This window comes from Mesorhizobium sp. P160219 (assembly GCF_057786095.1).
The window spans coordinates 3,007,877-3,025,143 of record NZ_JBYNWG010000001.1; the positions used below are offsets into that span (position 1 = coordinate 3,007,877).

At 63.5% G+C, this 17,267-nt stretch carries 20 protein-coding genes; 11 read left to right on the top strand and 9 right to left on the bottom strand.

Annotated elements, in window-relative coordinates:
* Positions 1-9: 9 nt before the first annotated feature.
* The 4 genes from AC3EMP_RS14435 to AC3EMP_RS14450 all read right to left on the bottom strand — a co-directional run bounded on the left by AC3EMP_RS14435 (position 10) and on the right by AC3EMP_RS14450 (position 2,359).
* Positions 10-813 carry a hypothetical protein gene (locus AC3EMP_RS14435; RefSeq protein WP_023824157.1) on the bottom strand — a complete coding sequence of 268 codons (804 nt, stop codon included), beginning with the start codon at positions 811-813 and terminating at the stop codon, positions 10-12.
* Between the two features lie 106 nt (positions 814-919).
* On the bottom strand, positions 920-1,177 hold the full coding sequence (locus AC3EMP_RS14440; protein WP_023673564.1) for a hypothetical protein: 258 nt from the start codon (positions 1,175-1,177) through the stop codon (positions 920-922).
* A 328-nt stretch (positions 1,178-1,505) separates the two neighbouring features.
* Positions 1,506-1,883, bottom strand: a complete 378-nt coding sequence (locus AC3EMP_RS14445) for a TIGR02301 family protein (protein ID WP_488494629.1) — start codon at positions 1,881-1,883, stop codon at positions 1,506-1,508.
* Between the two features lie 68 nt (positions 1,884-1,951).
* The gene (locus tag AC3EMP_RS14450; protein WP_023753097.1) at positions 1,952-2,359 is read right to left on the bottom strand and encodes an NUDIX hydrolase; all 408 of its coding nucleotides are present in this window, start codon (positions 2,357-2,359) and stop codon (positions 1,952-1,954) included.
* 125 nt (positions 2,360-2,484) lie between these two features.
* Here AC3EMP_RS14450 and AC3EMP_RS14455 point away from each other — a divergent pair, with 125 nt between their 5' ends.
* Positions 2,485-3,243 (top strand): SOS response-associated peptidase, encoded by a 759-nt coding sequence (locus AC3EMP_RS14455; protein WP_352709951.1) that lies wholly within the window; start codon positions 2,485-2,487, stop codon positions 3,241-3,243.
* 138 nt (positions 3,244-3,381) lie between these two features.
* Here the strand turns inward: AC3EMP_RS14455 and AC3EMP_RS14460 are convergent, their stop codons facing one another.
* Complete coding sequence (locus AC3EMP_RS14460) at positions 3,382-3,537, bottom strand: hypothetical protein (protein ID WP_023673568.1); 156 nt, start codon at positions 3,535-3,537, stop codon at positions 3,382-3,384.
* A gap of 390 nt (positions 3,538-3,927) precedes the next feature.
* Between AC3EMP_RS14460 and cysS the strand changes: the two genes are divergently transcribed.
* The 9 genes from cysS to AC3EMP_RS14505 all read left to right on the top strand — a co-directional run bounded on the left by cysS (position 3,928) and on the right by AC3EMP_RS14505 (position 11,865).
* Positions 3,928-5,361: a cysteine--tRNA ligase gene (gene cysS / locus AC3EMP_RS14465; protein ID WP_023709771.1), complete on the top strand. Its 1,434-nt coding sequence runs from the start codon at positions 3,928-3,930 to the stop codon at positions 5,359-5,361.
* Positions 5,362-5,539: 178 nt separating this feature from the next.
* On the top strand, positions 5,540-5,944 hold the full coding sequence (locus AC3EMP_RS14470; RefSeq protein ID WP_023709770.1) for an endonuclease domain-containing protein: 405 nt from the start codon (positions 5,540-5,542) through the stop codon (positions 5,942-5,944).
* Positions 5,941-6,327 carry a VOC family protein gene (locus AC3EMP_RS14475; RefSeq protein ID WP_023673572.1) on the top strand — a complete coding sequence of 129 codons (387 nt, stop codon included), beginning with the start codon at positions 5,941-5,943 and terminating at the stop codon, positions 6,325-6,327. The genes AC3EMP_RS14470 and AC3EMP_RS14475 overlap by 4 nt, the downstream gene beginning before the upstream one ends.
* A gap of 22 nt (positions 6,328-6,349) precedes the next feature.
* A complete protein-coding gene (locus AC3EMP_RS14480) occupies positions 6,350-6,856 on the top strand; it encodes a GFA family protein (protein WP_023687308.1) in 507 nt (168 codons plus the stop codon).
* Positions 6,853-7,329 carry a GFA family protein gene (locus tag AC3EMP_RS14485; protein ID WP_023687309.1) on the top strand — a complete coding sequence of 159 codons (477 nt, stop codon included), beginning with the start codon at positions 6,853-6,855 and terminating at the stop codon, positions 7,327-7,329. The genes AC3EMP_RS14480 and AC3EMP_RS14485 overlap by 4 nt, the downstream gene beginning before the upstream one ends.
* A gap of 8 nt (positions 7,330-7,337) precedes the next feature.
* Entirely contained in the window at positions 7,338-8,294 is a 957-nt protein-coding gene (pip, locus tag AC3EMP_RS14490) for a prolyl aminopeptidase (protein ID WP_352709954.1), read from the top strand.
* A gap of 187 nt (positions 8,295-8,481) precedes the next feature.
* A complete protein-coding gene (gene cimA, locus AC3EMP_RS14495) occupies positions 8,482-10,098 on the top strand; it encodes a citramalate synthase (protein WP_488494630.1) in 1,617 nt (538 codons plus the stop codon).
* Between the two features lie 139 nt (positions 10,099-10,237).
* Positions 10,238-11,167 carry an EamA family transporter RarD gene (gene rarD / locus AC3EMP_RS14500; RefSeq protein WP_352710204.1) on the top strand — a complete coding sequence of 310 codons (930 nt, stop codon included), beginning with the start codon at positions 10,238-10,240 and terminating at the stop codon, positions 11,165-11,167.
* 11 nt (positions 11,168-11,178) lie between these two features.
* A complete protein-coding gene (locus tag AC3EMP_RS14505; RefSeq protein WP_023673578.1) occupies positions 11,179-11,865 on the top strand; it encodes a glutathione S-transferase family protein in 687 nt (228 codons plus the stop codon).
* Between the two features lie 66 nt (positions 11,866-11,931).
* Here the strand turns inward: AC3EMP_RS14505 and AC3EMP_RS14510 are convergent, their stop codons facing one another.
* From AC3EMP_RS14510 to AC3EMP_RS14525, 4 genes are all read right to left on the bottom strand, one after another.
* Positions 11,932-12,924 carry a transporter gene (locus AC3EMP_RS14510; RefSeq protein ID WP_023805684.1) on the bottom strand — a complete coding sequence of 331 codons (993 nt, stop codon included), beginning with the start codon at positions 12,922-12,924 and terminating at the stop codon, positions 11,932-11,934.
* Positions 12,925-13,082: 158 nt separating this feature from the next.
* The gene (locus AC3EMP_RS14515) at positions 13,083-14,387 is read right to left on the bottom strand and encodes a sulfotransferase family protein (protein WP_023754761.1); all 1,305 of its coding nucleotides are present in this window, start codon (positions 14,385-14,387) and stop codon (positions 13,083-13,085) included.
* Positions 14,388-14,508: 121 nt separating this feature from the next.
* Positions 14,509-14,784: a hypothetical protein gene (locus AC3EMP_RS14520; protein ID WP_023727585.1), complete on the bottom strand. Its 276-nt coding sequence runs from the start codon at positions 14,782-14,784 to the stop codon at positions 14,509-14,511.
* Complete coding sequence (locus AC3EMP_RS14525) at positions 14,771-15,382, bottom strand: LOG family protein (protein WP_023673582.1); 612 nt, start codon at positions 15,380-15,382, stop codon at positions 14,771-14,773. Before AC3EMP_RS14525 ends, AC3EMP_RS14520 begins: the two co-directional genes overlap by 14 nt.
* A 125-nt stretch (positions 15,383-15,507) precedes the next feature.
* Here AC3EMP_RS14525 and AC3EMP_RS14530 point away from each other — a divergent pair, with 125 nt between their 5' ends.
* A complete protein-coding gene (locus tag AC3EMP_RS14530; RefSeq protein WP_352597495.1) occupies positions 15,508-17,193 on the top strand; it encodes a LysM peptidoglycan-binding domain-containing protein in 1,686 nt (561 codons plus the stop codon).
* The last annotated feature ends 74 nt before the right edge of the window (positions 17,194-17,267 follow it).

Below are 17,267 nucleotides of genomic sequence, written 5' to 3' on the forward strand. Positions count from 1 at the left end.
AATCGCCGTTCAATCCCCGGCGACGAAAAACGTCCACTGCCCGGTGGGCGTAATGCCGACGCGGTAGAAGATGTAGGCTCCGAACTGCTTCATGTCGTCATAGTCGCCGGCGGTGACGATCTTGAACAGTTCGACCCGCTGCCTGGCGTTGAGCTTGTCCAGCGGCAGGGCGAAGAAATACGGCCAGACATAGAGTTCCTGCGGTGTGCCGACGTCTACATGGACATAGCCGGCATTGAGCACCTCTTCCAGGATGGCGAGGATTTCCTGACCTTCCTTGTCGCCCGATAGCCCTTTCAGGAAGGCGATCGGGTCGCCCTCGATTTCGCCCAGCGACAATTGGGTCATGGTGTCGCCCTTGCCGATCAGCGGCCGCAGCTTCTCGATGTCGCCGCTGACGCAGGCCTCGACCATCAGATCGCGCATGCGCCTGACGGGCTCGGGCAATTTGGAAAGGTCATAGACGACTTCGGGCACCGGCGCTTCTGGATCGGCACGCGGGTTGGCCACGCCGCCATCGTTGGCGGGGGCTTCCGGTTGGCTTTGTCCGGGCTCCGTGGGCGATTTCGGCTGGCTGGCGGCCGGTGGCGCCGTGCCGGGCAGATCGGGCATTGGCACTGAATTTTCAGACGGCGCCGTCTCACCATTGGCTGGTGGCCCGGCAGGAACTGGAAGCTCCTCGCGCTTGATCTCGCTCAACGCGTAGGCAGGGTTGCTGGTCAGGACAAACGCCAGCGGACCCGCGGCGCAGGAAGCGGCAAGCCAGATGCTGAGGGCCACGCCGCGAGGCCGGCCTGACATCGAAAAATTCACCGCTTGCCTCTCCTCGGGCCTAGGCTCTTCAGGCATGATGCCCAAACGGCGCGCCGTCGTCAAAGAACCGGTAAGCTGGCGATGCACCCTCTGAGACGCGCGCCGCCTAGTGCCGAAACCGCTCCGGCTCGAAGGCGCCGGCGATCACCTTTTCACGCATGCGGTCGAGCAGGGCAAGGGCCGAGGTCTCGCCATTGGCTCGCAGCATCTCGCCGAACGCGGTTTCAAGCGCTGCCTCGGCGATGATTTCAGGTTCTATGCCGGCCGACAGACCTTCCGCCCAGGCCTCGCTATGGCTTTCCACCGCGGTCAGGCGCTTTTCTTCCCTGACAAGCGCGTCGATGTCGTTGACGCCATGTTCCATTTGCGATGTCCACCTTTTCAAGCGGCGGTCCGACGGGTCGGATCCGGCTTGGGCTGCCCCTATCTCACGCAGGCTAAGTAAGTATCTGTAAATACGACATTTTTTTGATCGTCTTTACAAACTTCGTCGCCTGCGTTCGGTCCGATTCAAACTTAGCCGATTAGACCGGTGAGCGGGATGAAAACCTTCAGTTTGAGTTAATTCCGCATTCGCGCGCTAACGTTTCGTTAATACTGTTGCGCAAGTGCAACACCAAGATTGCATCAACGTGCCGTGGATACAAGGCGGGTGCTCGAAAAGGCGTTGGCTAAACGCCGTCTGGCGCTCGTCAGTTGCCGTAACGCGAGGCGATGTCGCGCGACAGCGTCTCGCCTTCCTTCATGTAGCGGCTGATGGCTTCGGTCGCTGACGGCGTGCATTGGGTATAGGTGCCGCCGAAGGAACGGTAACCGCGGTTGAAGCTGGCGATGAAGCGGGCACGCCGCTCCGGATCGGGATTTTCCGAATTGATCAGCTTTTCCATCTCGGTGCGCCACTGGTCGCCCTTTTCGCCGCACAGATTGCGCAGGAAATGCAGCGACCCCAGCACCTCGGCCAGTCGCATCAGCCCGGGCTCGAACGGCGACTCGGCGGCCAGCGCCGGCTGCACGGCAAAAGCCGTGGCGGCGGCGATGCATGCGGCAAGGAACAGCGAGGTGCGGGTCATAAGTCTATCTGACGAAACATTTTGTCGCCTGCAAGGCGATTCTCGGAGCGGGCAGATATGGGCCTGCTTCAGGCCAAAAGCTCTTCAGCCACCTCCATGACGTCACCCGCGAGCGGCAGCGTCGCCATTTCATCAAGACTATAGAAGGCGGCGGTCTCGGCATCGTCGCTGGCCGTCGCTTCGCCGCCGGCATAAACGGCGCCGAACACGGTCAGCAGATAGTCGACCGGGTGATTCTCGCCGCTGCCGTCGATGTGGATGTCGCGAAGCGGACGATAGTCCTGCGCCCGCAGCCCGGTTTCCTCCAGCAATTCGCGCGACGCTGCTTCTTGCAGCGTCTCGCCGGGCTCGACCTTGCCGCCGGGAAAGGCATAAAGCCCCTGCGACGGCGGCCGCGCCCGTTTGACCAGCAGCACCGTCCTGCCGCGCACGACGGCGACCGAGACTGCGGGAAGTGTCTTGCGCTGCTCGTTCATCGATCTCGTTTCGCCTATGTGAGGCCAAACCCTTGTGGACCGGCTGGCAGCGAGCAGCTTTAGCGGTTGCGCAGCGCCGGTTCCATCGCCACGTTCGCGATCGGATCAATTCATCGAGCTTTCCCATGTGCGGACGCTTTGCCCTGACGGCCACGCCGGACCAGACCGCCGCCTTGTTCGGCCTGGCGGAGCTGGAGGATTTTCCGGCCCGCTACAACATCGCGCCGACGCAGCCGGTGCTAATGGCGCTGTCGGGGCCGCCGCGCATGCCGGGCTCGAATTTCCCGGATCGCCAGGCGATGCTGGTGCGCTGGGGGCTGGTCCCCACCTGGGTCAAGGACACCAGGAAATTTCCGCTGCTCATCAACGCGCGTTCGGAAGGCGCTATTGAAAAAGCCTCGTTCAAAGCCGCCATGCGCCATCGCCGTGCCTTGGTGCCGGCCTCCGGCTTCTATGAGTGGCAGCAATCCGGCAGCGGCAAGAAGGGCCAGCCCTACTGGATACGGCCGAGGCATGGCGGGTTGATCGCCTTTGCCGGGCTGATCGAAACCTATGCCGAGCCGGGCGGTTCGGAAATGGACACCGGCGCCATTCTTACCGTCAACGCCAATGCCGGCATCGCCCATATCCATGACCGGATGCCGGTGGTGATCGCGCCTGAAGATTTTGCCCGCTGGCTGGACTGCCGCACGCTCGAACCGCGCGATGTGGCCGACCTGCTCAAGCCCGCGCTGCCCGATTTCTTCGAGGCAATTCCGGTCTCCGACCTCGTCAACAAGGTCGCCAACATCGGGCCGGAGATACAGGACATGGGCATCGTCGAGCCCGGCAAGGTCAGGCGCCAGAAGCCCGGCGCGGACGACAGTCAGATGACGCTGTTTTAGAGCGCGCTCCCAAGAAGCCAGGTCCGGTCTTCGGGAAGAACCTGCTCAATAGGAAGAGCTGTTGTTTTCAGGCGCGCTATGGGCGCCTCAGCCTTCCGTTCCGGCGCACGCCTTGTCGGCGGCCGGCACGATGCCTGTTCAGGCAGCGCGGGGCGAAGTGATTTTCGGCGCCGGCTTTTTATTCTTCGCGGTATGGAGAAGGGCGGCGACGATCGCGGCCGGGCCGATCGCACGGTAGTGGTTGGCGAGCGCCGGTTGCTTGGCGCGGCTCGATTCCTGCTTGGTTCGTGACATCGATCTCTTCCCTGGTAACATTTCCGTGTCTGCGTTTGCCGGCCGAATCTGACCGAATCGTGACCTATGGTGGACTAGCCGGCGAATGTTTCATGACTGTGCCGACATGTTTAATAAAATGTTTCAGCGGCTCCTGACCTATGATCCAGCGACGCTTTTGCCGGAAGTTGCGACTTGACGGCAACACCGGCCAAGGCGATAAAGCCGCCGATGAAAACGTTTTTCGCCATTTGTGGCATTTGCATTATTGGCTAGCTTCGCGCTGGTCCGGACGTTTTCGCCTCATCTTTCCCCAGAGTGGACAAACGCCCCGGCCAGCAGGCTGGAGCCCGATTTGTGCCTTGGCACAGGTAGGCTCCATCCAGAACTTAACGGACCGGAAGGGCACGCATGTCTGACGCATCGAAGGGTCTCAGCCTCTACAACACGCTAACGCGGACGAAGGACGTGTTCGTCCCGATCGACCCGTCGAATGTGCGCATGTATGTCTGCGGTCCGACCGTCTACGACTTTGCCCATATCGGCAATGCGCGTCCGGCGATCGTCTTCGACGTGCTGTTCCGTTTGCTGCGTCACCTCTACGGCGAGGCTGGTGTCACGTATGTGCGCAACATCACAGATGTCGACGACAAGATTAACGCCCGCGCGCTGCGCGATTTCGGCGCCGAGATCGCGTCGGGAAACCTGACGCTCAACGAGGCGATCCGCCGCGTCACCGAAAAGACCGCCGACCAGTACCACAAGGATGTCGCCGCACTCGGTTGCTTGCCGCCTACGGTCGAGCCGCGCGCCACCGAGTTCGTTGCGCGCCGCGCCGACGGCAAGGTTGACATGATCACCCTCATCGAACGTTTGATCGAACGCGGCCACGCCTATGTCGCCGCCGGCGAAGTGCTGTTCGACACCGCCTCGATGCCGGATTATGGCGAGCTGTCGAAGCGCAATCTCGACGAACAGCAGGCCGGTGCGCGAATTGCCGTCGACGCTCACAAGAAGAACCCGGGCGATTTCGTGCTGTGGAAATTGTCGTCACCGGAAGAGCCCGGCTGGGACAGCCCGTGGGGCAGGGGCCGTCCGGGCTGGCACATCGAATGCTCGGCCATGTCGGCCGCCTATCTCGGCGATGTCTTCGACATTCATGGCGGCGGCCTCGATTTGATCTTCCCGCACCATGAGAACGAGATCGCCCAGTCGCGTTGCGCCCACGGCACCGACGTCATGGCCAATGTCTGGATGCACAACGGCTTCCTGCAGGTCGAGGGCCAGAAAATGTCGAAGAGCGTCGGCAATTTCTACGCGATCGCCGAACTGCTGGAGACCGAAACTTTCGGCGGCCGCAAATGGCCGGGCGAGGTGCTGCGTCTGGCGATGCTGATGACGCATTACCGCGAGCCGATCGATTTCTCCGTGCGCAAGCTGGAGGAAGCCGAGAACACGCTGCGCAAATGGAAACGCGCGGCTGACCTGGCGCCGTCGGCAGGGCAAGTCCCGGCGGAGATTGTGGCGGCGCTGTCGGACGACCTCGCCACCTATGCCGCCTTCCAGCAGCTCACGCAGCTTGCCGGTGAGGCCGCGGAGGGCAACGAAGCGGCCGCATCGCTGAAGGCATCGCTGTTGTTCCTCGGCTTCGATATCGGCGCGGCCGCCGTGGATGAGGACAGCGTTGCCAAGTCGATCGCGCAGCGCCTGGAGTTCATCGCCGCCAAAAACTGGGCCGAAGCTGACCGCATCCGCGACGAGCTTCTGGAGCAAGGCGTGCAGCTGAAGGACGGCAAGGATCCTGTCACCAACGAACGCGTGACGACGTGGGAGGTGAAGCGGTGAGGGTGGCGCTAGGCACCCACCTCTGTCCTGCCGGACATCTCCCCCTCAAGGGGGGAGATTGGACGGCGCGTCGGCTTTCGCCAATCGCCGACGTTCAAGGGTTGGAGCCGTCATTGAAACTGCTGATCTCCCCCCCTGAGGGGGAGATGTCCGGTAGGACAGAGGGGGGTGCCTCGCGATGAACCATTATCGCGTATCTCCCATCAATCGCGGCAACGCGCGCAAGATGCGCAAAGCCATGACAGAGGCAGAACTAAAAATCTGGAATGAGATACGCGCCCACCGGCTCATGGGACTGGCCTTCCGGCGCCAGATGCCGATCGCCGGTTACATCGTCGATTTCGCCTGCCCTATCAAAAAGCTGATCGTCGAGTTGGACGGTTCTCAGCACGCTCAGGCCGAAGCATCAGCATCTGACGCCGCGCGAACCGCCAAGCTGGAAGCGCTGGGCTGGACCATCCTGCGCTTCTGGAAGGACGACGTCATCCGCGATATCGACAATGCCTGCCAGCACATCGTCATCGGGGCCGGCTTGGCCGGCGCCGACGTGCCGGCGCCAGCAAGGGAGGAGCTTGTTTCATGATCGACCATCTCGGCATCAATGTCGCCGACTTCGACGCGTCGAAAGCCTTTTATGACCAGGCGATAGCGCCGCTTGGCGCCTCGCTGATCTACATGGTGCCACTGGAATATACCGGCGGCGCCAAGGTCGGTGGCTATGGCCGCGACCGGCCGGTGTTCTGGCTGCAGGCCAGCGATGACAAGCCGAGGACCCATCAGCACGTCGCCTTCACCGCGCGCAGCCGCGCCGAGGTCGACGCCTTCCATGCCGCGGCGCTCGCCGCCGGCGGCAAGGACAATGGCGGGCCGGGGCTGCGCCCGCATTATCACCCGGACTATTACGGCGCCTTCGTCTTGGATCCCGACGGCAACAATGTCGAGGCCGTCTGCCATGCGCCCGAATGACTATGAAACGGAGTGAGACGCCATGAGCCTCGACAACCGGCCGATCTACACCGGTGGCTGCCAGTGCGGCGCGGTGCGCTTTCGCGTCGAGGGTGCGCTGGGTGACGCCTCGATCTGCCATTGCCGCATGTGCCAGAAGGCGTTCGGCTCATTTTACGCGCCCCTGGTCTCGGTGCGTGGCGCCAAACTCGACTGGACGCGCGGCGAACCGAAATATTTCGCCTCGTCCAGCCATGTCGATCGCGGCTTTTGCGCCAATTGCGGCACGCCGCTGACCTTTACCGCGCCCGACGGCATCGGCCTCGCCATCGGCGCCTTCGACAATCCGGCTGATATCGTGCCGCTGATCCAGTGGGGCACGGAGGCAAAACTTCCCTATGTCGATACCATCCCGCAATTGCCGGGCGAGGACACCATGGCCGACATGTCGTCGGCGCCTTATCTCGCCGAGCTCGTCTCCTACCAGCATCCCGACCATGACACCGAACAATGGGACACCGAACACCGGCCGCCAGAGGGAAAATCATGACCGATGAAGTTCGAACCGGCGGCTGCCAGTGCGGTGCCGTGCGTTTCCGCATCAAGGGCAAGCTCGGCCGGGCGTCCATCTGCCATTGCCGCATGTGCCAGAAACAGTTCGGTTCGTTTTTCGGCGCGCTGGTGACAGTGCCCAAGGATGGCGTCGAATGGATGCGCGAAGAGCCCACCTATTTCCAGTCGTCGGTCAACATCGATCGCGGCTTCTGTGCCCGCTGCGGTACACCGCTGACCTATCGCCAACCTGGCGCACTGGAGATCGCCATCGGCGCCTTCGACGACCGCTCCGATCTGGCGCCGCAGATCCAGGTCAACTACGCGGTCCGATTGCCTTGGGTGGAAACGATCTTTGACCAGCCCATGCATCAGGATCCGGATTTCTACTCCCGCCAGGAGCAGATCATCTCCTTCCAGCATCCCGACCACGAAACCACGGACTGGCCCGCGCACGGCCTGAAGATATGAGCAATGAAATGAACAGTGAACTTCGTACTCTTTATCCAGAGATCGAGGCGTACGAGTCCGGCATGCTCGATGTCGGCGACGGCCATCATATCTACTGGGAGCGCTCCGGAACCAGGGGCGCCAAGCCGGCCGTTTTCCTGCATGGCGGTCCCGGCGGCGGCTTCTCGCCAAAACATCGGCAATTGTTCGACCCGAAGCTTTACGACGTCATCCTGTTCGACCAGCGCGGCTGCGGGAAATCGACACCCAACGCCTCGCTCGAGGCCAACACCACCTGGCACCTGGTTGCCGACATCGAGCGGCTGCGTGAGATGTGCGGCTTCGAAAAATGGCTGGTGTTCGGCGGCTCGTGGGGCTCGACGCTGGCGCTGGCCTATGCCGAGACGCATCCTAATCGCGTCAGCGAGCTTGTCGTGCGCGGCATCTACACGCTGACCCGCGCCGAACTCGAATGGTACTATCAGTTCGGCGTCTCCGAGATGTTCCCCGACAAATGGGAGCGTTTCCTGGCGCCAATTCCTGAGGCCGAGCGCGGCGACATGATGGCCGCTTACCGCAGGCGGTTGGTCGGCGCCGATGGCAAGGCGCAGCTGGAAGCCGCCCTTGCCTGGAGCCTGTGGGAAGGTGAGACGATCACGCTGCTACCGGAGCCGGAGACCAGCGACAAGTTCGGCGAGGACGACTTCGCCATCGCCTTTGCCCGCATCGAGAACCACTATTTCGTCCACGCCGGCTGGCTGGAGGAGGGGCAGCTTCTGCGCGATGCCCATAAGCTCGCGGATATTCCCGGCACAATCGTCCACGGCCGCTACGACATGCCGTGCCCGGCGCGCTATGCCTGGGCCCTGCACAAGGCCTGGCCGAAGGCGGATTTCCACCTCATCGAAGGCGCCGGCCATGCCTATTCGGAGCCGGGGATTCTGGATCGGCTGATACGCGCGACGGATGGGTTTGCGGGGAAATGACAGCGCGTGGCACCCCCCTCTGTCCTGCCGGACATCTCCCCCTCAAGGGGGGAGATTGGCTGTCATCGGCGCTTTCGCAAATCTCCGTCGCTGCAGGAAACGATCCGACGCTAAAGCTGCCGATCTTCCCCCTTGAGGGGGAAATGGCCGGCAGGCCAGAGGGGGGTGCTCGCGCGCCAACAGAACAATGACCAAACAACGCCTCTATCTCTTCGACACAACCCTCCGCGATGGCCAGCAGACGCCGGGCATCGACTTTTCCGTCGAGGACAAGATCGCGATTGCCAAGCTGCTCGATGAGTTCGGCATGGACTATGTCGAAGGCGGCTATCCCGGCGCCAATCCGACCGACACCGCCTTCTTCCGGCAGAAGCGCACGGCGAAGGCAAAGTTCGTCGCCTTCGGCATGACCAAGCGGGCAGGCGTGTCGGCATCCAACGACCCGGGCCTGGCAGCGCTCGTGCAGTCCAAGTCCGACGCCATCTGCTTCGTCGCCAAGAGCTGGGACTATCATGTCCGCGTCGCGCTCGGCTGCACCAATGAGGAAAACCTCGACTCGATCAACGCGTCGGTCGAAGCAGCTGTTGCCGCCGGCAAGGAAGCGATGGTCGATTGCGAGCATTTCTTCGACGGCTTCAAGGCCAATCCGGACTACGCACTGGCCTGCGCCAGGACCGCCTATGATGCCGGCGCGCGCTGGGTGGTGTTGTGCGACACCAATGGTGGCACGCAGCCCTCGGAAGTGCGCGCCATCGTCGACAAGGTCATTGTTTCAGGCATTCCGGGCGGCCATCTCGGCATCCATGCCCATGACGACACCGGCCAAGCGGTGGCCAATTCGCTCGCCGCCGTCGAGGCCGGCGTGCGCCAGATCCAGGGCACGCTGAACGGCATCGGCGAGCGCTGCGGCAACGCTAATCTGGTCTCGATCGTACCGACGCTGGCGCTGAAGCCGGCTTTCGCCGATCGCTTCGAAACCGGCATCTCGGCCGAGGCGCTGACCGGGATATCCCGGCTTTCCCGCGCCTTCGACGAATTGCTGAACCGCGCTCCGGAAGCGCAGGCGCCCTATGTCGGCGCCTCAGCCTTCGCCACCAAGGCCGGCATCCATGCCTCCGCCCTGGCCAAGGAGCCGGCGACCTATGAACATGTGCCGCCCGAGGCGGTAGGCAACCGCCGCCGCGTTATGGTTTCGGACCAGGGCGGCAAGGCCAATTTCCTCGCCGAGCTGAAGCGGCGCGGCATCGATGTGCCCAGAGACGACCATCGTCTCGATGCGCTGATCTCGGTGGTCAAGGAGCGCGAGGCCGAGGGCTACGCCTATGAGGGCGCCGATGCCTCCTTCGAGCTGTTGGCGCGCAAAATGCTGCACGGCCTGCCGGAGTTCTTCAACGTCACTTCGTTCCGCTGCATGGTCGAGCGCCGCTTCGATGTCAACGGCCAGTTGAAGACGGTCTCCGAAGCCATCGTCAAGGTGATGGTCGAGGGCGAGGAGAAGATGTCGGTGGCCGAAGGCCACGGCCCGGTCAACGCGCTCGACATCGCGTTGCGCAAGGACCTCGGCAAGTTCCAGAGCGAGATCGCCGACATGGAGCTCGCCGATTTCAAGGTGCGTATCCTCAATGGCGGCACCGAGGCGATCACTCGCGTCCTGATCGAATTGCATGACGGCACCGGCGCACGCTGGTGGACGGTCGGCGTGTCGGAAAACATCATCGACGCCTCCTTCCAGGCGCTGATGGATTCGATCGTCTACAAGCTGATGAAGAACCGCGACATGGCGGGATTGGTGGCGGCGGAGTAGGGTTGCAAGACGTGGGTTTCCTCGCCACCCGAAGTGGGGCGAGGACCTGGCGCCGCCCCTTGAGCCATCAGCGGAAGTCCATTGATCCATCATAATTTTGCGATGGTTTTGGATGGCCCACTGGGCCATAGCGTTTGCCATGGCCAGCGACACGATCCAGCCCGACGCCGACTCCAAAGCCCGCAGCGGCTTTCTCCTCGCGCTCGGCGCTTATCTGCTATGGGGCCTGTTGCCCTTCTACATGAAGGCGGTTGCGCATCTGCCGCTGATCGAGGTGATCGCCCACCGCATCGTCTGGTCGGTGCCGATTGCCGCCGCGGTGCTGGTCTGGGCCGGTCGGACCGCCGATTTCAAGGCGGCAATCCGCTCGCCGCGCAGCATCGCCATGGCGGCGCTGACGGCGACCCTGATCTCCGTCAATTGGGCCATCTATGTCTGGGCGATCTCGGTTGACCGCACCGTCGAGACGGCGCTCGGCTATTACATCAACCCACTGGTCAGCATCGTCGTTGGCGCGGCTCTTCTCGGCGAGAAGCTCGACCGGCTGCAGATCGCGGCCGTGGCACTGGCGGCGATCGCCGTTGCCGTGCTCACCGTCGACGCCGGCAAATTGCCCTGGGTGTCGCTGGCGCTGGCCTTTTCCTTCGCTGCCTATGGGTTCTTCCGCAAGACGTTGCCGATCGGCCCGAGCCAGGGCTTTCTGCTCGAAGTGCTTTTGCTGTCGGTGCCGGCGCTTGCCTACATCGTCTTCCTGGTCGTCAACGGCCAGGACCATTTCATCTCCAGCAACGGCACCGATATGGCTTTGCTCATCGGCTGCGGCCCAGTCACCTCGGTGCCGCTGCTTCTGTTCGCCTTCGGCGCCAAGCTTCTGCGCCTCTCCACCATCGGCATCATGCAGTACATCGCACCGACCATGGTGTTCCTGATCGCCGTGCTGATTTTCGACGAGCCGTTCGGCACCACGCAAGCAATTGCCTTCGCGCTGATCTGGGCGGCATTGGCGATGTATTCCTGGTCGATGTTTCGTGGCCGTGAAATCAGCCCGGTGGCGTTGGCCCCGAAGTAGGGAGCCTTTCGATGTACGTGCTGCATATCGCCAACAAGAACTATTCGTCATGGTCGCTGCGGCCATGGGTGCTGATGCGCACCCTCGACATTCCGTTCGAGGAGCAATTGACGCCGTTTCCGACCGGGCCCAGTTTCGATCTTTACCGGGCGTTCTCGCCCAGCGGGCGCGTGCCTTGCCTGGTGGATGACGGCTGGGCTGTCTGGGATTCGCTGGCTATTGCCGAGTATCTCGCCGAGCGCCACCATGGTGTGTGGCCTGCCGAGGCCAAGGCGCGAGCCTGGGCGCGCTCGGCCGCCGCCGAAATGCATTCTGGTTTCACGGCCTTGCGCGGCGCATGCCCGATGAATTGCGGCTTGCGGGTGAAACCGTTGCCGATGTCGGACGCGCTGAAGCAGGATCTGTTCCGTTTGGGCGATCTCTGGAACGATGGCCTTGCCCTGTTCGGCGGGCCGTTCCTTGCCGGCGGCCATTTTACCGCCGTCGACGCCTTCTTTGCTCCGGTGGCGTTCCGTGTGCTATCCTATGGGCTGTCTTTCGAAGGGGCAGCTGCAGCCTATCCCCCGCAATTGCTTGGCCTGCCGGCCATGCAGGAATGGTATGCGGCGGGTCTCGCCGAGACCTGGCGGGAGCCGGACCATGAGGCGGAGGTCGCTGCCGCCGGCACCATCGTCGAGGATCTTCGCGCTACGGCGTGATGGGCATTCCAGGAAAAGCGCGCCGCGTTCCCTTGGGAATTGCGTGAAAACAAAGGGATCGGGGCGTTACGTCCGCCCGAGCCGCCTTACGAACATGTAGGTCGCCGCGGCGATCACGATCGAAACCGCCGAGACCACCCAGAAGCCCATCGGCGTATTGACCATGGGCAGGCCACCGACATTCATGCCGAACAGGCCTGATATGATGGTCATCGGCAACAGCACCGCCGTCATCACCGACAGCACATAGAGCAGCTGGTTGGACTGCATTGTCAGCTTGGCCATCAACTCGTCCTGCAGCAACCTTGCGCGTGCCTGCAACTGCTCGCCGTCGTGATAGAGCGTGTGTGCCCTGTGCGAGAGCCTTGTCGCCATGTCATTGATCCGATCGGGCAGCTCATTGCGATGCGAATGGTCGAGATGGCGAAAAAGGTTTGTGAGCGTCGCCATCTGCCGGTGGATGACCACCAGTTGACGGCGCGCCTCGACCAGCGCCTGCCGCTCGCCGTGCCAGGCATCGCGCACGATACGGTCCTCGATGCCGTCCAGCGTATCGCCAAGACCGTGGAGCTCGGCCGCCATGCCGTCGAGCGACTGGCCCATGACCGCTTCGACCAGGTCGGCGGGGGAGCGGAATTTGCGCGAGCCGCTCTCCACCGCCTTGCGGATGAGATCGACCGATTCCAGTGGCTGCTTGCGCGCGCCGATCAGCGTCTTGTCGTTGAGCGCAAAACGGAAATGGCCGAGCCCGCGCGCTTCCGCCGAATAGTCGTGGCGCAGATCCGGCAGGTCGCCATAAAGCCAGGCATCCTCGAGATCGATGTGGCAACCCTGGCTGGCGCCGAGGAAAGCTTCGCGCACCGGCCCGGGCAGAGCCTGCTCGGCGGCGATCTCATGACGGGCGCGCAGGTCGGACAGCTGGTAGCTGCGCCATGTCCATGCAACCTCGGCCGCGTCCTTGGTGCGCAGGCCCTCGGCGGTGAAATGGTAGATGAAGAACAGCCCGTGCTCGTCGGGCAGGTAAGGCGACAGGCCTTCCGCGTTGAGAGCAATGTTCACGGCTCGCCTCGCCAAGAAATTTCGACCAGGTTCAGATTTCGACTATGCCGACGCGCGGATGCCGACCCGTCCTTCGTAACACGAGGGAGGCGGGTTCCGTGTGACGGTTTCTTGACAGGCGATCACAGTTTGTCGAGCAGCGTTTAGAGTGTTTGCTGCTATCGCCGACGAATGGAGCTCACCCATCGCAATGGTCCGGTCAATCGCCATCTGCGTGACGCAAGCGCCGCATCGCGCTCCGCCACCAGGTCGTCTCGGATCCTGGCCAGCGCGCCACGCTCGGCTACGAGGCCGTCTTGGCCCAGGGCGAGCGCGTCACGCTCCGCCATGAAGCTGTCTCGGGCTTGGATGAGGTCCTGCTGGGCGTGAGCAAGCGCATCACGCTCCGCCATGAAGCTGTCTCGGGCTTGGATGAGGTCCTGCTGGGCGTGAGCGAGCGCGTCACGCTCCGCCATGAAGCTGTCTCGGTCTCGGATGAGGGCCTGTTGGGCGTCAGCGAGGGCGTCACGCTCGACGATGCCCTTTCCCAGTTCGCCGTGTAGCCGTTTAGCGGCCAGGTTCCCTGCGGCAACGGCCTTGCCAACCACATCGCAGCTCTCATCGAACGTCGCCCGCACCCTGTCGAGCTGGTCGCGCAAGTCCTGGCTGTCGCCTTCAGACGCCATACTGCGCAAAATGGCATAGGCACTGCGGACTAACGGCGTGGCATCCGGATGGTTTTGCAGATCAGCGACCGAGGCCCGCTGATGATGCAGATCCTTGTCCAGGAACTCGGCGATTGCGGCGTCGGCGTGATCGGACGTGACAGGCCAGACGATTCCGGTCTCCCTGGCCGCGCGGTCCATCTGATGTCGCCAGTCGCTCAACAGGTCTTCGTGGCGCAGGATACAGCGCGGCATGTGTCGCGAATGATGCTCCGCTTCGAGCACGTGCCTGAGCCACAGCATGAACGCTGTCGGCAGTGCCATTTGATCCCGTTCCTGCAGCGAACAGGCGACTTCGAGCGGGTTGCGAACAGGCAGAAATGCGATCGGGTCAATCCTGAGATCGGCCAGGATCGAGGCTATGAAGGGAAGGAACCGGCAGATCCGCGGATCCTTGACGAAAAACAGGGGGGCATCGCCGAACTCGCTGGCAATGATCGCCGTCATCATGGGCCGAAATCGCTCGGCTGCCGGCGACTGCAGCCACTGCCGATCTAGCGGCAGCCAATCTTGCCAGGAGGAGGCGGCCGCCGTGAGCAGGTGGTCGTCGGCGATGGTGAGTGGGGTACTTTCCCAATGTCCCTTGGGATTGTGGAGGCTCCCGGGCAGCAGATGTTTCGGCGGCGTGGCTCCATGCGCGGCGACGAGGGCGCCGAGCGCCGAGGTGCCGCTGCGGTGCATTCCGAGGACCAGGATCGCCGTCCTTGGTTCCGACGCGATCTCGCCCTTCGCGGCCGTCAATCGCTCGCGCGGATTCATCTCCCCTTTGTCTCGCTCTCCAAATTTCCGTTCCCGCCCAATGTTCTCCGATAACCAACTGCGAAGCGGGCTGCAAATGGAAATCGTCGCCAACGTGCTTACATTGCGCACAAGACGGAGCTCAAGAAAAGCTGGACAGATCGAAGTCAGCTGCCCCAACGCTACAGATCCTTGCCAAGCAGATGCAGTCGATCAGTGGCTTCGCATTGGACTTCTGCTTCTGGGCCAGGCTGGCCTTGTTGCTGTCGCCGATCCAGGTGTTGCCCAGTGTTTCGTAGCCGGCAGCCTTGAGCGCCAGCACGACGCGGCGCAGTTGGTGCGCCAGGCCGACGACACCAACCGGGCTCAATTCCTGGCCGCCTGCGCCAAGGCCGGCTTCGTCCTCACATCTTGTCAATTACAGACTGCACGCCTTCCGTCGGCGCATCGACCGACGACCCCGCCACCATGATGGCGGCGACGATGGCCTCGGGGTCTTCGACCACCAGCGGCTTGACCCGTTGCGCGGTGTGGATGAAGCCTTCGCTGGCCATATGGTCGAGCAGCGCCAGCATCGGATCCCAGAATCCTTGAACGTTGGCGAAGACGATCGGCTTGCGGTGATGGCCGAGCTGGCCCCAGGTCATGATCTCGACGATTTCCTCGACCGTGCCGATGCCGCCGGGCAGCGCCACAAAGGCGTCGGATTTCTCGAACATCTTGTGCTTGCGCTCGTGCATGTTGTCGGTGATCAGCAACTCGTCGAGCCGGTCAAGCGCGGTTTCGGTCGCCTCCTTGTTGATGAGGAAGCGCGGAATGATGCCCGTTACCTTGCCGCCGGCCTTGAGCGCGCCTTCGGCGACTGCGCCCATAATGCCTTTGGTGCCGCCGCCATAGACCAGCCGCAGGCCGGCTTTGGCGAGCGAGCGGCCAAGCAGGTGCCCGGCCTTGGCATAGATTTCATCGCGGCCCGGAGACGAGCCGCAATAGACGCAGACGGATCGAATCGTGTTCATTCGTGATTGGTGATTGGGTCTGAATGCGGGGTCAAGCCCCAAGGGCTGACAAGCCCGGGCTTTTTCTTGTCGGTGCCGGCAAAACACGCTAGACCGGCTTCAGGTGGCTAAGGGGTAGGGGAAATATGGCTGTTAATCCATTGAAGGCGTTTCTGTTCGCGGCCGGTGGCACCGTCGCGGTCGTCGGAACCGCCTATGTATCGGGCGCACTCGACCCGTATCTGAATCCCACGCCGCCTGCGGCGATTGCATCGCTGACGCCGCCGGCTGAAAAGCTGGCCGATCCGGGGACCGAGGGAAGGCTGCCGCCGGCGCCCGCCGCGCCCACCGATGCCAAGGCTCCCGCAGCACCCGCGCCTGCCGACGCAACGGCTCCCGCGACCGAAGCTGCGGCTCCGGCGGCACCTGCCGCGCCCGCTGCTGCCCCAACAACCCCAGCGCCGGCCGCGGCCGGCCCGGTTGCGCCGAGCTTCGACGTCGTGCGCGTCGAAAGCAACGGCTCGATCGTCGTTGCCGGCAATGCTGCGCCCAATTCGAAGATCGAGATCCTCAACGGCTCCTCGGTGCTTGGCTCGACTGTCGCCGGTCCGGACGGCGCCTTCGTCATCGTTCTCGACGATCCGCTGAAGCCCGGCGACTATACGATTGCGTTGCGCGCGACGGCCGGCGATGTGGTTACCCCTTCCGTGCAGACCGCCGTCGTTTCGGTTCCCAAGGACGCCGCCGGCCAGGTGCTGGCGATGGTCGAGGAACCCGGCAAGCCGGCCGAGCTGCTTAGCGTCCCGGCGCCTGAGACCAAGCCCGCGGCACCGGCCGCCGGCGATCAGGCCGCTGCCCCAGCCGCTGAGGTGCCTGCTACGGCTGCGCCTGCCGTGGCCGCTGAAACAGCACCTGCTGCTCCGGCTGTGGAAGCCGCAACTGCCCCTGCAGCGCCAGCAGTACCTGCAGCGCCGCCGGCGGCAGGCGTGGCTGCACCCAAGATCGTCGTCGAGGCGGTCGAGATCGACGGCAACAAGATCTTCGTCGCCGGTCTGGCTGACGCCGGCCGCAAGGTGCGCGCCTATGCCAACGATATCCTGCTTGGTGATGCGGTGACCTCGCCCGACGGTCATTTCCTGGTCGAGGCGACGCGCGACATCCCGGTCGGCAGCTACACCATCCATGTCGACGGTCTCGACGCCGACGGCGTGAAGGTCGTGGCCCGCGCCGCCGTGCCGTTCGAGCGCGAACCCGGCGAAGCGATCGCCGCCGTGGCGCCCGCGGAGGCCAAGCCCACCGAGACCAAGCCCGCCGAAGCAAAGCCTGCTGAGCCGGCCGCACCGGCTGCTGCCGAAGCACCGGCCGCTCCGAAGCCTGCGGCGCCAGCCACTATCGCGGCTGCCCCTGCGAAGCCCGCACCAGCTGCTGCCGCGTCCGCACCAGCCGCACCGGCGGCTGAAGCGCCGGCTCCGGCTGCCCCGGCGGTTGCCGGGGCACCTGCGGCACCGGCAGCGCCTGCCGCTGAGGTTCCAGCCGTCGTCGCGGCGGCAACGCCCGATGTGCCAGAGACGGTGGCGCCAAAGCTTGAACATGCCGACGGCGCGGTGATCATCCGCAGGCACGACACGCTGTGGCGGATCTCACGGCGCGTCTACGGTCACGGCGTGCGCTTCTCGACTATCTATCTCGCCAACCAGGACCAGATCAGCGATCCCGACCGCATCTGGCCGGGGCAGGTGTTCAAGGTTCCGGAAAAGTCCAAGGAAGGCGAAGCCGCCGACCTCAAGGCGATGGGCGAGCAGGTGACAACGGCGCCGGTGAAGACGCAGTAGCGGCCGAGCGCTTGATCTCCTCCCTTGAGGGGGAGATGGCCGGCAGGCCAGAGGGGGTCGCCGCGCATAGAACG